General features: G+C 49.4%; 15 protein-coding genes. 3 read left to right on the top strand and 12 right to left on the bottom strand.

Translation table 11 applies throughout. The features are described 5' to 3' along the window. Positions 1–33 precede the first annotated feature (33 nt). From AC2CG4_RS14920 to AC2CG4_RS14880, 9 genes are all read right to left on the bottom strand, one after another. The gene (locus AC2CG4_RS14920) at positions 34–1257 is read right to left on the bottom strand and encodes a heme biosynthesis HemY N-terminal domain-containing protein (protein ID WP_484487021.1); all 1224 of its coding nucleotides are present in this window, start codon (positions 1255–1257) and stop codon (positions 34–36) included. Beyond that, positions 1257–2354 carry a uroporphyrinogen-III C-methyltransferase gene (locus AC2CG4_RS14915; protein WP_484487020.1) on the bottom strand — a complete coding sequence of 366 codons (1098 nt, stop codon included), beginning with the start codon at positions 2352–2354 and terminating at the stop codon, positions 1257–1259. The genes AC2CG4_RS14920 and AC2CG4_RS14915 overlap by 1 nt, the downstream gene beginning before the upstream one ends. A gap of 4 nt (positions 2355–2358) precedes the next feature. Then, positions 2359–3207, bottom strand: a complete 849-nt coding sequence (locus tag AC2CG4_RS14910) for a uroporphyrinogen-III synthase (protein ID WP_484487019.1) — start codon at positions 3205–3207, stop codon at positions 2359–2361. 3 nt (positions 3208–3210) lie between these two features. Beyond that, on the bottom strand, positions 3211–4155 hold the full coding sequence (hemC, locus tag AC2CG4_RS14905; protein WP_484487018.1) for a hydroxymethylbilane synthase: 945 nt from the start codon (positions 4153–4155) through the stop codon (positions 3211–3213). A 157-nt stretch (positions 4156–4312) separates the two neighbouring features. After that, positions 4313–5410, bottom strand: a complete 1098-nt coding sequence (locus tag AC2CG4_RS14900) for an extracellular solute-binding protein (RefSeq protein WP_484487017.1) — start codon at positions 5408–5410, stop codon at positions 4313–4315. 1 nt (position 5411) lies between these two features. After that, complete coding sequence (gene potC / locus AC2CG4_RS14895) at positions 5412–6179, bottom strand: spermidine/putrescine ABC transporter permease PotC (RefSeq protein ID WP_484487016.1); 768 nt, start codon at positions 6177–6179, stop codon at positions 5412–5414. Beyond that, complete coding sequence (potB, locus tag AC2CG4_RS14890) at positions 6163–7035, bottom strand: spermidine/putrescine ABC transporter permease PotB (RefSeq protein WP_484487015.1); 873 nt, start codon at positions 7033–7035, stop codon at positions 6163–6165. Before potB ends, potC begins: the two co-directional genes overlap by 17 nt. Beyond that, on the bottom strand, positions 7025–8125 hold the full coding sequence (gene potA, locus AC2CG4_RS14885) for a spermidine/putrescine ABC transporter ATP-binding protein PotA (RefSeq protein ID WP_484487014.1): 1101 nt from the start codon (positions 8123–8125) through the stop codon (positions 7025–7027). Before potA ends, potB begins: the two co-directional genes overlap by 11 nt. A gap of 282 nt (positions 8126–8407) precedes the next feature. Next, positions 8408–8719 (bottom strand): hypothetical protein, encoded by a 312-nt coding sequence (locus tag AC2CG4_RS14880; RefSeq protein ID WP_062059966.1) that lies wholly within the window; start codon positions 8717–8719, stop codon positions 8408–8410. A 301-nt stretch (positions 8720–9020) separates the two neighbouring features. On the opposite strand from AC2CG4_RS14880, the gene AC2CG4_RS14875 reads away from it, so the two are divergent. Beyond that, positions 9021–9344 (top strand): hypothetical protein, encoded by a 324-nt coding sequence (locus AC2CG4_RS14875; protein WP_484487013.1) that lies wholly within the window; start codon positions 9021–9023, stop codon positions 9342–9344. 153 nt (positions 9345–9497) lie between these two features. Here the strand turns inward: AC2CG4_RS14875 and AC2CG4_RS14870 are convergent, their stop codons facing one another. The 3 genes from AC2CG4_RS14870 to AC2CG4_RS14860 all read right to left on the bottom strand — a co-directional run bounded on the left by AC2CG4_RS14870 (position 9498) and on the right by AC2CG4_RS14860 (position 11660). Then, entirely contained in the window at positions 9498–9836 is a 339-nt protein-coding gene (locus tag AC2CG4_RS14870; RefSeq protein ID WP_007639554.1) for a P-II family nitrogen regulator, read from the bottom strand. A gap of 185 nt (positions 9837–10021) precedes the next feature. Continuing rightward, the gene (locus tag AC2CG4_RS14865; RefSeq protein WP_484487012.1) at positions 10022–11290 is read right to left on the bottom strand and encodes an ammonium transporter; all 1269 of its coding nucleotides are present in this window, start codon (positions 11288–11290) and stop codon (positions 10022–10024) included. A 31-nt stretch (positions 11291–11321) separates the two neighbouring features. Next, entirely contained in the window at positions 11322–11660 is a 339-nt protein-coding gene (locus AC2CG4_RS14860; protein WP_049631555.1) for a P-II family nitrogen regulator, read from the bottom strand. 444 nt (positions 11661–12104) lie between these two features. Here AC2CG4_RS14860 and AC2CG4_RS14855 point away from each other — a divergent pair, with 444 nt between their 5' ends. Both AC2CG4_RS14855 and AC2CG4_RS14850 read left to right on the top strand, forming a co-directional pair. Beyond that, the gene (locus AC2CG4_RS14855) at positions 12105–12329 is read left to right on the top strand and encodes an accessory factor UbiK family protein (protein ID WP_484487011.1); all 225 of its coding nucleotides are present in this window, start codon (positions 12105–12107) and stop codon (positions 12327–12329) included. 120 nt (positions 12330–12449) lie between these two features. After that, positions 12450–13961, top strand: coding sequence for a YifB family Mg chelatase-like AAA ATPase (locus tag AC2CG4_RS14850; RefSeq protein ID WP_484487010.1), 1512 nt, complete (start codon positions 12450–12452; stop codon positions 13959–13961). Position 13962 lies beyond the last annotated feature (1 nt).

Raw genomic sequence — 13962 nt, 5'->3', positions numbered from 1 at the left:
GCATTATTGAAAACATTCTGCCAATAGCAATTATCAGCCTTTATTGGGCTCCTGATGCTGACCTGCTAACTCAACACTCAAGCGATAGTATTCGTTGGCGCGCTGATGCTCGCCCAGCCTCTCCATGAGATTGCTTAGCTCCATGCTCGCCTCCATGCTTTTTTGCAAATTCAAACTGCGTTGGAAATACTCTCGTGCCAACTCCCACTGCTGATTGCGCAACATAACACGCCCCATGCTGAGCAACAGTGTTGGGTCTTGCGGATTGTTTTTCAGCCAACCTTCAAGCGTGCGAATTTGATTGTGAATCTCTTTTACTTGCAGGCGCCCGTAGAGGCTCACTAACGGCTCATACCAGGTATTAGCAAGTGCCTTGCGCACAATTATTTCTGCTTCCTGATCTTGATAGTTTTCAACCAATGCTTGGGCATAAGCGGCAATTACCGCAGGCCGCTTTTGCACGCTGCGCGAATAGGATTTCCACAGGGTTTGCAATGCAGGCAGACGCTCGGCAATCAGTAGAGATTTACTTTGTACGCTCTGCGCCTGCATTTTTTCGCAGGCGAGCAGCACCTCCAGCGCTTCAAATTCCACGTTCGATAATACTTTCGCTTTGCGCATGGCTGGAAATATATCTTCCAAGGCACGCCAATTTTTCTGCGCAATATAAATATGGTGCATCAAATCCAATACCGCCGCCTGGCGTGGCATTTTGATATCGATGGGTTTTAGAATTTCGATGGCTTGTTCATAGCGACCGGACTGCACATGCAAACGCGCACGGGTCAACGCAACAGGTAGTTCACTGTGGGCAAGGGCAAGCGCTTTGTCGAGGATGTTGTCGGCCTCAGCTTCATCACCCATTTCAAAACTGCTGCGCGCAGCGGCAATATAGTTCGCCAGCGGATATTCTACTTTGTCGAGTGTGCGCAATAACTTCTTGTGTGCAGCGAGCCAGTCGCCAGTGAGATAATCAACCATTCCGGTTGCCGCACGTTTTTGTGCGCGCTCAACACTGCCAAATAAAAACATTTCACGGAAACGGCGCACCATCTCCACACTGCCGAGCATAAATTTACGCACAAACCAAAACGCGACATATAGCAATACAAGCGCTAAGGCGGCGACCCACAAGGTCATCTCAATAGTTTTAGTACCGTAGGCAATTAACAGATAACCGTCGCCACGCCAGAGAAAAAACACCAGACCACAGGCAATCAGTAAAAAGAAAATAGCTTTTAACAGACGACGTCTCATTAGCGCACCCCGCGACGTGCTGCAGCCATTTTTTCCCGCTTGGCGATGTATTCAGTCAAGGCGGCAGAAGAATTACTGAAATTAGTCAATTCAGGAGAGATTTCTTCTTGCTGTAATGCCTCCAGCTCTTGCAATACGGCAGTCGCTTTTTCGTTCAAGCTATAATATTGATTAATCCAGTTTTGCGCTTTTACCAAGCTTTCAAGATAAATATTTTCTTCATTGCGCAGGAGTGCAACTTGCGCCTGCTCCAACATCAAACGCAAATTTTGCTGCAAATACTTTTGCTCAGCAGGCGGCAGTACTGCATTAATCGTTTTGCCGTGGTCGCGCACCCGCACATAAGAACTTAGCTTATGCAACAGATCGTACAGATTGCGGGTGATTTTTTGTTTTAGGGTTTCTTCTGGCGGCACTACAGTCTCTTCTAACAATTGATTCTGACTGCCTAAAGGTTCAATAAAAGGAATTGCTTCAATTTGATTGGACAGGGCCGACAAGCGCAGATAAATACCTTCCCTATCAATCACACCTGCTAGCTTGAGCACGGCAATTTCCTCAACCAACAGTTTGCGCACGCCGACTAAATCTGCCTGATCCATATCGCGCAAAATATCGTCGGCTGAAAGCGCAAGAGCGATTGCATTTTGGCTATCCTGTTCTAACAAAATACGTTGATCGGCGAGACGCAATAAGTACTGCGCCTCTTGCAGTTTCCATTCATCGCGATTGACACTCGACAGTGACAGCAAACGTGCATTATTGCTATTAACTTGCGCAGCCAGATCATTCAGGCTTGCCTGCACCGCAGACTGCTGCTCAACCAACTCTTTGTCCAAGCTGTCTTCCAACATTTGCTGGCGCGCTTCTGTTGCCTGCGCTTGCTGCTCAACCTGAATGCGCAAGCTTTCAATAATTTGCTGTTGATTCTTGGATTGTTGCAAAACGAACAGTGCGCCGTAGCACACCGCTGCAACAATCAGCACTACAAATAACCACAGCAGCGCAAAACTGGCGACGTGCGTTTTTGCTGGTGCGGGCACTGCCACGGAAGAGCTAGCAGCAGGTTGTTGAGTTGTCGTATCGGAATCAGTCACTGTGTTAATCCTGTAATAAAATGCACTCTTGCGTGCGACAATATTCTAGCAAGGCTGCCGTCATCGCCTTATCGGTGGCATTTTCGGCACATATAACGCGCTTGAATCCTGCTGCTTGCGCTGCCGCAACTATGCGCGCACTTGGCACCAGAAAGACACTGTTGTTCATCCATGCTTGCACTCTTTGCTGTTCAGGCGGTGCAAATTGCGCCAACACCGCTAACAAATTTTGCAGACTTTCACCGCTGTGTAAGCTCACCAACCGTTGCGCAGAACTCGCCTCGGTGTCGGCAATTAATTGCAGCAATTGGGCCTGCGCTGCCGCAGGTAAAACACGCTCGTACAATTCACAATAATCTACCTTGGCGCCGCGTTTACGCAATTCATCGGCGAGATGACCGCGCCCGCCACAGCCGCGAAAAATAAGAACTTTTTCGCCATCGACCTGCTGTAAATGCTCCGCACTTAAAAGGTCTTCACTGGTCATGCCGCCGCCAGTGCTCGCCGCCAAATCTTGCACGGCCACGCCATAGCTCGCTAATTTTTTTGCGGTGGTGGCGCCTACCGCAAAAAAATCTATGCCTATAGGCATTTGCGGCCAATAATCCTCTAGCCACGCCATACCAAAATCTACCGCATTTTGGCTGACAAAAATAATTTTCTGATAGAGATCAACATCCAGAATTCTATTTTTGATGGCGCGAATTTTTTCCGCGTCGCTCACCGCCACTATATCGAGCAAATTCACCCGCGCGCAGTTAAAACCTAACGCTTGCAACTGCTCAGCCCAAGGTGCAGCCTGCGCATCAGGGCGGGTGATGACAATAAAATAATCTTGCGCTGCATCGGCCATGGTTTATTCCGCGCTTGCGTAAACCTTAGCGAGAATTTTATCCGCGCCGGCCACTAGCAAACGCTCAGCCAATTCGATGCCCATTTTTTCTGCATCGGCAACCGAACCGGTGATCTCATCAAACAACATTTGGTTGCCATCGGGCGAGCCAACTAATCCGCGCAGCCATAAATGATCGCCGCGATGAATAGCATAGCAGGCGATAGGCACTTGGCAGCCGCCCTGTAAATGGCGATTGAGCGCGCGCTCGGCGAGCACCTGTTCGGCGGTCGTTTGATGATGCAGTGGCTTGAGCAACGCAATAGTGGCGTCGTCGTCCACCCGGCACTCAATCCCCACTGCACCCTGCCCGCCCGCTGGCAAACTTTGCTCGGGTGTAATGTAAGCGCGAATACGCTCTTTTAGTTCCAGACGAATCAGGCCAGCGGCGGCGAGGATAATTGCATCGTACTCGCCATCGTCTAATTTTTGCAGACGCGTTTGTACGTTGCCGCGAAGAAATTTAATCTTTAAATCCGGGCGATTTGCCAACAATTGGCATTGGCGACGCAAGCTGGAGGTGCCAACTACCGCACCCTGAGGTAAATCATCCAGCGAGTTAAATCGATTGGAGACAAACGCATCGCGCGCATCTTCGCGTGGACAAATGACGGACAGCCCCAGACCTTCAGGAAAATCCATCGGCACATCTTTCATCGAATGCACTGCGATATCCGCCTCATTCGCCAGCAGTGCCTGCTCCAGCTCTTTCACAAAGAGGCCTTTGCCGCCTATTTTCGCCAGCGGAACGTCGAGAATTTTGTCACCGCGGCTGGTGAGCGGAACTAATTCAACCAACAGGCCGGGATGATGCTTTTCCAACTCAGCTTTGACATATTCAGCCTGCCACAGGGCAAGCAAACTTTTACGGGTGGCGATACGCAATGGGCGCGCGGCAGAGTAAGTCATGATAGAAATTCACACTATTCGAATAATAGCGGCCATGATAACACTCTGACTTGCGCTAGGGATTAGCAGATACTTACTGAGTTGAAATGAGTTCCAAAAAAAACGCCAGTCGTATGACTGGCGCTTCAGGTGAATTGCATATTTGAAATACCGGCGCTTATTGACCCGCTTTCAACAATTCCCAGTATTTTTCGTATACCAAAACTGTATCGCCCAGATCCTGATGGAAACTGCCTTTGGCAATATCTTCTGCCGCAGGGAATACCGTTTTGTTATTCCGCAACTCTTCGTCCAACAGCGCAATACCAGCGGTGTTAGGTGCTGCATAACCCAATTCTTCAATTGCCGCTTTTGCACTTTCAGCGCGCAACATAAAGTCGATGAATTTGTGCGCGTTGTCGACATTAGCAGCGCCTTTCGGAATCACAAAGCTGTCAACCCACAGTACCGCACCCTCTTCCGGATAAATGTACTGCAGGTCTTCCATCTCTTGTTGCGCCATATAGGCTTCGCCGTTCCAGATTGCGCCAATGCTGACGTTGCCTTGGATCAATGGGGTTTTGGGCGAGTCAGAGTTGATCACCTTGATGCTTGGCCAAAGTGCTTTTAATTTCTCGTAAGCGGCCTTAATTTCTTCTTCGTTAGTGCTGTTGTTTTGGAAACCGGCTACACGCAAGCCAACATAGAAATTGTCGCGAACGTCGTCCATGATCATCAACTTGCCAGCGTATTCAGGCTTCCACAAGTCAGCCCATTTAGTGATTTTGCTGGCATCAACATCTTTATTATTGATCGCGATGGAGGTGGCGCCCCACAAATAGGGAACGCTGAAATCATTATTGGGATCGTAGGGTTTGTTCATCATATTGGCGTCGAGATTGCCGTAGTTAGTCAGCAACTCTTTTTTCACCGGTTGAATCAAACCTTCTTTACGCATTTTTTCAACGTAGAAAGTCGACGGTACAGCAATATCGTAGCCCTTGCCGTCCATCAATTTGATTTTGGCGTACATCGCCTCGTTACTTTCGTAGGTGGCGTACTCAACTTCGACGCCGGTTTCTTTGGTGAATTCTTCCAATACCGCAGCAGGAATGTATTCGGTCCAGTTGTAGATCACCACTTTTTGCGGGCCTGCCGGTGCCGCCGCTTCTGTAGCAGCAGGCGCTGCGGTAGTTTCTGCAGGAGCTTGGGTTTCGGGTTTATCGGAACATCCGCCAATCAACAGTGCTGCGGCCAAAGCCAACCATTTTTTCATCTTATTTATCCTCACGTAAGAGTAGTTGGGAAATAACAACCAGAACCAAAGAAACAACCAATAAAATCGTCGAAATTGCATTTACCTCGGGTGAAACACCTACGCGCACCATGGAGTAAACCTTCAGCGGCAGGATTTCGTAACCTGGGCCAGTGACGAAAGCACTGACTATAACGTCATCCAGCGACAGGGTAAAACTCAACAGCCACCCCGATGCTACCGCTGGCAATGCCAAAGGCAGGATAATCTTCCAGAAAATACTGCTTTCTGACGCCCCCAAATCCCGCGCAGCCTCGAGCATTTTCATATCAAAGCCTTTGAGGCGAGAGTAGACCGCTACTATGACAAACGGCAGACAAAAAGTGATGTGACCTATCACCAAGGAGATAAATCCTAATTGAATGCCAAGCGCCATAAACACAATCAACAGCGAAATTGCCATCACAATTTCCGGCGTGAGCATACTCACAAACACCATGGACGATAAAAGTGCCTTTCCTTTGAACTGATAGCGATGTAATGCAACAGCAGCAAGCGTGCCAATCACGGTTGCCACAGTGGCTGCAACAATGGATACCGTTAGCGAATTGAGCGCTGCCGTCATCAAACCATCGTTATTCCAGAACTTTTCATACCACTTGAAGGTAAAGCCGCCCCATTTAATGCCGTATTTGGATGCATTAAAGGAGTTCACTACCAGCACCAAAATGGGGATATAAATTACAAACAGGATGAGCCCGGTGAATCCCCATCTAAAAATCGGAGCCATTGAGTCCTCCTTGTTTGCTGACAAAACGGGAGGCGCGGAAATAGAGCCACAACATAAAACCGAGCAGCACAATCAGAATCACGCTGAAGGCAGAGCCGAACGGCCAATCGCGGGTGTGCAAGAATTGGGTTTTGATCACATTACCGAGCAGCAGATTTTTTGCACCGCCAAGTAAGTCAGAGATGTAGAACATACCCATCGCTGGCAGGAGTACCATCAAACAACCGGCCACAATACCCGGTGAGGTGAGCGGCACAGTGATATGCCAAAAGCGGCTTAAGGGCCCAGCCCCCAGATCTTTGGCGGCGTGATGCAAACGCACGTCGAGCTTTTCCAATGCCGAATAAAGCGGCAACACCATAAACGGCAAAAGGATATAACAAAGACCGAGAATCACCGCGAATTGGGTGTAGAGCAGCTGCAGCGGCTTATCGATCACCCCCAGACCAAGCAAGGCTTTATTGATAATGCCCTGATTACCCAGGATAAATTGAATCGCATAGGTACGCACCAGCGAGTTAGTCCAAAACGGCAGAATCACCAGAAATAGAATCACCGGTTGCCAGCGTTTGGGCAGACTCACAATGGCCATCGCAAAGGGATAACCAATCAGTAAGCAAGCAATCATCGCTAACAGCGACATGCGCAGCGAGTCCCACAATACCCGCAAATACAGTAGATCAAGGGTGCGCACGTAACTGTCAGCATTGATCGGCAAACTTACCGTGGCTTGCGGGTCGCGCGTTAGGAAACTGGTCAAAACAACCAGCACATTGGGAAACAAGACAAACAGCGTCAGCCAGACACTGGCAAGCCCAATTGCCCAGAAACGGAATTGACCAATATTAGACTTCATGGGGCAACACCACTTCCCAGCCTGGCACCCACTTGATCGCGACTTTTTGATTCAAGCTGTAATCGAACGAGGGATCATCTTCATCAAAAAATTCACTGGCGATGACTTCAATACCAGAGGGCAACCGAATCAGTGAATCAAGCGTTTTGCCTTTGTAGTTGCGCTCGACAACTGTACCCACCAAATACTGGTCGGGATGCGGATCATCAATGTACTCTACCCGCACATCTTCCGGGCGCAACAATACATTGACCTTATCACCCACTTTAAAATTGTGCTCCGCATGCAAACGCCACTGCAGCCCCTCCACTTTCACTTCGTATTCGTGATTGCCGTCAATTTCCACAATTTCACCAGCAAGCTGGTTGATCTCACCGATAAATTTGGCCACAAATAAGTTTGCAGGCTGCTCGTAAATTTCGCGCGGCGTGCCCAACTGCTGCACCTTGCCTTTGTTCATTACCACTACGCGATCCGACATGGAAAGTGCTTCTTCCTGATCGTGGGTTACATAGACAAAGGTGATGCCGAGTTTGCGCTGCAAGCGTTTCAGTTCAATCTGCATTTGCTGGCGCAGTTTGTAATCGAGCGCAGAGAGTGATTCATCGAGCAACAAAAGCTTGGGGCGATTCACCACCGCACGGGCGATGGCGACACGCTGCTGTTGTCCGCCAGAAAGCTGGGCCGGTTTACGCTGGGCAAAATCACCCAAGCGCACCATCTCCAACGCCTCGGTCACACGCGGTGCAATTTCTTCTTTTGCTACGCCGCTCATGCGCAAACCGAAGGCGACGTTATCGAATACCGTCATATGCGGAAACAGCGCATAACTCTGAAATACGGTATTGATCGGGCGTTTTTCGGCAGGAACCTGGCCAATATTGTGGCCATCCAATTGAATGTCGCCGGTGTCTGTATCTTCCAGCCCGGCAATCATTCTAAGCACGGTCGTTTTACCGCAACCAGAAGGGCCTAGTAAGGTAAAAAATTCACCGTCAAAGATAGTCAGATCAAAATTATCGAGAACCCGGTTAGTACCATAGGTTTTGGACAAATTATTGAGATTTAGCAAGGCGCGCGATTCATTCACCTCGACAGAGCTCCTCTGGTTATTTGGCAAGGGATCAGATGTCACGTGCAGGCGCGCTCGGGACGGTTCAGGTTAGCAACAGAGAAAAATTCAGCTGCGAACCTACGCAAAAGAGCGGCCATTCTACTCAAATGAGCAGCTAAAAATCCAGCATTCAGCGGCGCAAAAAACAGCCTGGCCACATTGGCTAAGCCTATGGATTTAAAGCAAAAAAGATTGAGAGATATTCACTGGCAAAAACACGTCGACCCCAGTGCGGGGCCGACAGAGGATAGAGACTCTTTAGATAGGGCGACCACCATAATCCGGGGTCGGTTTTTTCGGTGGATCAGCGGTGACATTAGCCGGCACTTCATTAATCTTGCCACCACGCGCAAGGAAGGCGGCAATTTGCGCTTCTAGCTCATCGCGCGCCTTTTGACGCGAGGCGATACTGAAATCCTCCAGTGCTTCAGACTCAACCACCTTGGCGGCCGGACTGGCATAGCTCACTTCGTCGCTATCGAGCGCACCGTCCACCTCATCGGCGTCGTCCTCCCCCTCTACGCCAGTATCTTCAATCTCTTCGTCGTTAATGGGGTCTTCATCAGTCATAATGTCACCTGAAAACTTGTACAATGTGAGTTCTTAGTATTTTCATCCCAACCAAAGCCTAGCGTATTTCGATAAAGGCTTGGGCTAATTTATAGCGCAGACTCTTTTAAACGTCATGATATTTGGTGATGAATTTTTAGGCTTTTTTTGTCTTACCAACAGCCATTGCGGCGGATTTTAGTTATTAACCTTAAGCAAGTCTAGCACCCATCAGAGGCGTGAATAAAAGTTACAGAAAAGCTTCAGTTATAGCTAAATTTTTGCACGCCAAGTACCCTTCAAACGACTATTTATTAAGCTTATGAACTACAAACAACTTGCAAAACATTTTCCAGAATTGGCAGCAATGGAGCCAGCAGAACAACAAGCGCTGCTCACTCAGGCTTACCAAAATGCCTTTGCCACAGAGCATAAAATGAAAAACTGGCGCAACAATCTGGTTAGCGCCGCTATTATGCTAAGTCTGTGCTTTTTGTTTGTTCTGGTGCTGCGGCCAGCGCTGGGCATGTCACAGCAAACCAGCGCACTTATTTTGATGTTGGTCGCGCTGCCAACCTATTTTTTTATTCAGCAGCGCCGCTTTATCAAACAATTGCGCCATAGCTTACAAAAACTTTTACCCTAAAAAATAATCGGAAATTATTTTTTAGGGTTGTTTAGCAATAGCTCGAAGAGTATCGAAATCGAGCATCAATACTAAACCATAAAAAAACGCCACGGTATAAGTGGCGTTTTTGTTACTCACAACAACTTAATAAAGTTGTGCCTAGCTGCTCAATTAAACAGCATCGGAACCGGTTTCGCCGGTACGGATACGAATAATTTCATCGAGCGGAGCGATGAAAATTTTACCATCGCCAATTTTTCCAGTCTGTGCCGCTTTGGTAATAGCCTCTACTGCCTGCTCGACCATTGAGTCATCTACAGCCAACTCAATTTTTACTTTCGGCAGAAAATCTACAACGTATTCAGCACCACGATACAGCTCAGTGTGACCTTTTTGACGACCAAAGCCTTTTACTTCAGTCACAGTCATGCCTTGAACGCCTACGTCAGATAATGCAGTGCGCACATCATCGAGTTTGAACGGTTTTACAACAGCGGTAATCAGTTTCATTATTAATTCCTTTGCTGGAGTTTTGTGAGTGCCGGTGCCGGAAATTCATACCAATTTGCGATTAGTCTGAATCCGGAAGCTTGGGGTTAAGATACACCCAAGCTTCGCACATCAACAACAACTTTATAGCGGATAGAGTTTTTACTGCTGCCAAATCTTAAGCGATTTGGCAGTGGCGATGAATGTTACTTGCTGCGAGTGAATTCTGGATAAGCTTCCATACCACATTCAGCAATATCCACACCTTCGAACTCTTCTTCTTCAGAGACGCGGATACCAATCACCAACTTGATCACAAACCAGACCAGCAAACTAGCACCGAACACCCAAGCAAAGATAATCGCAGCGCCCGCCAACTGACCAAAGAAAGTAGTACCTTCAGCTGTGAAAGGTACAACCAACAAACCAAACAAACCGGCCACACCGTGCACAGAGATAGCACCTACTGGGTCATCGATACGCACTTTATCCAAACTAAGAATAGAGAACACTACCAGCACACCAGCAACCACACCAATCACTGTTGCAGCAAGAGCACTTGGAGTATCCGGGCTGGCGGTAATGGCAACTAAACCAGCAAGGGCACCGTTGAGCGCCATGGTCAAGTCAGCCTTACCAAATAGAATACGGGCAACCAACAACGCACCGATCAAACCACCAGCAGCAGCAGCGTTAGTGTTGAGGAATACCATAGCAACAGAGTTAGCATTAGCGATATCGCCCAGCTTTAATACAGAACCACCATTGAAACCGAACCAGCCCATCCACAGGATGAATGTACCCAAAGTTGCCAAGGGCAGGTTTGCACCGGTAATTGCATGAATCTCACCGTTTGGACCGTATTTACCTTTACGCGCACCCAATAACAGCACACCAGCCAACGCCGCAGCGGCACCCGCCATGTGTACAATGCCTGAGCCAGCAAAGTCTTTGAAGCCAAATTGGTCATCGATGTTCAAACCAAACATGCCTTCGGCACCCCAAGTCCAGGAACCTTCGATTGGGTAGATAACACCGGTCATCACAACTGCGAACAACAGGAATGCCCAGAGCTTCATACGCTCAGCAACAGCACCTGAAACGATCGACATGGCCGTCGCAACAAACACTACCTGGAAGAAGAAATCTGATGCGCCGGAATAGATAGAGCCGCCGGTGAAACCATCTTCGCGCTCGGCAAAGCCCTTCAAGGTTTCATCAACATCAACACTGGCGATACCAGACAGGAAGAAGTCGCCGCCGTACATAAAGGCATAACCGCACACCATGTACATAGTGCAAGCAACGGCGTAGAGCGTTACGTTTTTGGTCAAAATCTCAGTGGTGTTTTTAGCGCGCACCAAGCCCGCTTCGAGCATGGCGAAACCAGCCGCCATCCACATCACCAAGGCACCGCATACTAAGAAGTAAAAGGTGTCCATCGCGTACTGAAGATGAAAAATATTCTCTTCCATTGGTCTTTCCCCGTCTGTTTATTAAAGTGAATTACAACGCTTGGTCGCCGGTTTCGCCGGTACGAATTCGCACCACCTGCTCCAAATCAGATACAAAGATTTTGCCGTCACCAATCTTGCTGCTGTTGGCAGCCTTACTGATAGCCTCAACCACTGAGTCAGCTTCAGCGTCTGAGACGGCAATCTCCACTTTGGTTTTCGGCAAAAAATCCACCACGTACTCTGCCCCACGGTAGAGTTCGGAATGGCCTTTCTGACGACCAAAACCTTTTACTTCGGTCACGGTCATGCCGTGCACACCTATGTCGGAGAGTGCTTCACGCACCACATCCAATTTGAATGGCTTGATGATCGCTGTTACCAATTTCATTCATCCCGCTCCTAAAAAAATCCCCGCACCTGGAGGTGCGGGAAACACCGGAAAAACTATCAAGAGGTGAGTGGATATCGCACAAACCTGGTTACCTGAACACTTTGGGCAACGCAAACAATGCGAAAACAACTAACCTAGCCTCGTAAATGATTCATTTGCAATTTTGCACAGAGCAGGCCAATTTCATAAACCCGATAAAAATCAATATGTTACGATATACCCCCATAGCGAGACGCAAAAATATCCAAGTTCGCATACAAGTGTTGCACCATTTTTGAGCAATGCAATAAACAGCAAGCACCATTTATGCACATCGACGTCAAAAGCAACATTTGACAGCCACAGCTGCCGGCAAATTAACAAAACAGGAGATAAACGATGGATGCAGCGGGATTGGGCAGGAGGTAGACTGCAATAAATTTACTGACAGGATAACCTTTGATGATAAATGATCTAGCGCAGCGCTTACTGGAAGAGCTGCACACACAACTCCCCAATGCCGAGCGCCTCATCCCCAAGCGCGAGTTACATCTCGCACTGCAGGCAGCACTGGCGCGACTGGATTTGGTTACCCGCGAAGAATTTGACGCACAAACGGCGGTGTTGCTGCGCACCCGCCAAAAACTGGAAGCACTAGAACAGGAACTGACGCGCCTGGAACAATAAAGAAAGGCCCAACAGCCAATTGTTTTATGCCGACTGATTGCTTTATAGTCGGCCAATATTTCGCTGCAAGGTTTGTGGCGAAATAAAAAAACTGTTCAAAAACAACCACAAGGATTGTCCATGTCTCTCGCCATCGTAAACTCACGCGCCAAACTCGGCATAGATGCCCCGCAAGTTACCGTTGAAGTACATATCTCCAATGGCTTGCCCAGCCTCTCCATCGTCGGCCTACCCGAAACAGCAGTAAAAGAAAGCAAAGATCGGGTGCGCAGCGCGCTGATCAACAGCCATTTGGAATTTCCCGCCCAGCGCATCACCGTCAATCTAGCGCCCGCTGATTTGCCCAAAGAGGGTGGGCGCTACGATTTACCCATAGCACTCGGCATACTCGCCGCATCAGGTCAAATCCCTGTGGCGCAGTTAGCGCACTACGAATTTTTGGGGGAGCTGGCACTTTCCGGCGAATTGCGCCCTATTAGCGCGGCGCTACCGGCAGCGCTTGCCTGTGGTGATGCGGCACGCGACTTGATTATCAGTAACGCCAATGCCAAAGAGGCCGCGTTTAGCAGTATTACGCGCGTATTTGGTGCAGATAACCTATTGCAGGTCTGCGCGCACTTGCACCAACGCGAACTACTCAAGCAAGCCGAATATACCCAGGATGACGGCAAATTCACTGAAGATATGCTCGATATTCTCGACGTAAAAGGCCAGTCGCAAGCCAAACGGGCACTGGAGATCGCGGCCAGCGGCGGTCACAACTTGCTGTTTTACGGCCCACCGGGCACCGGAAAAACTATGCTCGCCAGCCGCTTACCGGGAATACTGCCGGGCCTGAGCGAGCGGGAAATGTTAGATGTCGCGGCGATCTACTCAGTCGCCGCACAAGGGCAGGATTACCACGGGCGCCGCCGCCCTTTTCGCGCCCCACACCATACAGCGTCGGCAATTGCGCTGGTTGGCGGTGGCAGCAATCCCAAACCGGGGGAGATTTCACTGTCCCACGCCGGTGTGCTTTTTCTCGACGAATTACCCGAGTTCCCGCGCAAAGTGCTCGAGGTACTGCGTGAACCGCTCGAAAGTGGCGAGGTACGCATCTCACGCGCGCGCAACCAAGCTTGTTTCCCCGCACGATTTCAGCTGGTGGCCGCAATGAACCCCTGCCCTTGCGGCTATCACGGCAGCGACGCCAATCGCTGCCGCTGCACGCCCGACCAGGTTAGACGCTACCGCGACAAGATCTCCGGCCCCCTGCTTGATCGCATCGATATGCACGTGCCAGTGAGAAGTCTGCGCCAAGGCGAATTGCAGAACAAAACGCAGGGGGACAGCAGCAGCGTCATTCGCGCGCGGGTGGAGCAGGCGCGTGCGCGGCAAATCGCGCGGCAGGGCAAAGCCAATCACCAATTGAGCGCACCCGAATTAGAGCAGCACTGCGAACTTACACTTGCGGACAAAGCCCTGCTGGAACAGGCGATTGAAAAATTGGGGCTATCGACACGTGCTTATCATCGCGTACTAAAGCTGGCGCGCACCTTGGCCGATATGGCCGCCCGTGAACAGGTTAATACCGTGGATATCAGTGAAGCCTTGAGTTATCGTACACTGGATCGCCAGAGCAGCAGCACCTAAA

The sequence above is a fragment of the Cellvibrio sp. ATLC23 genome (assembly GCF_057196725.1).
Note: the sequence above shows the minus strand (reverse complement) of the source record. Positions and strands in the feature narration are given on the sequence as shown.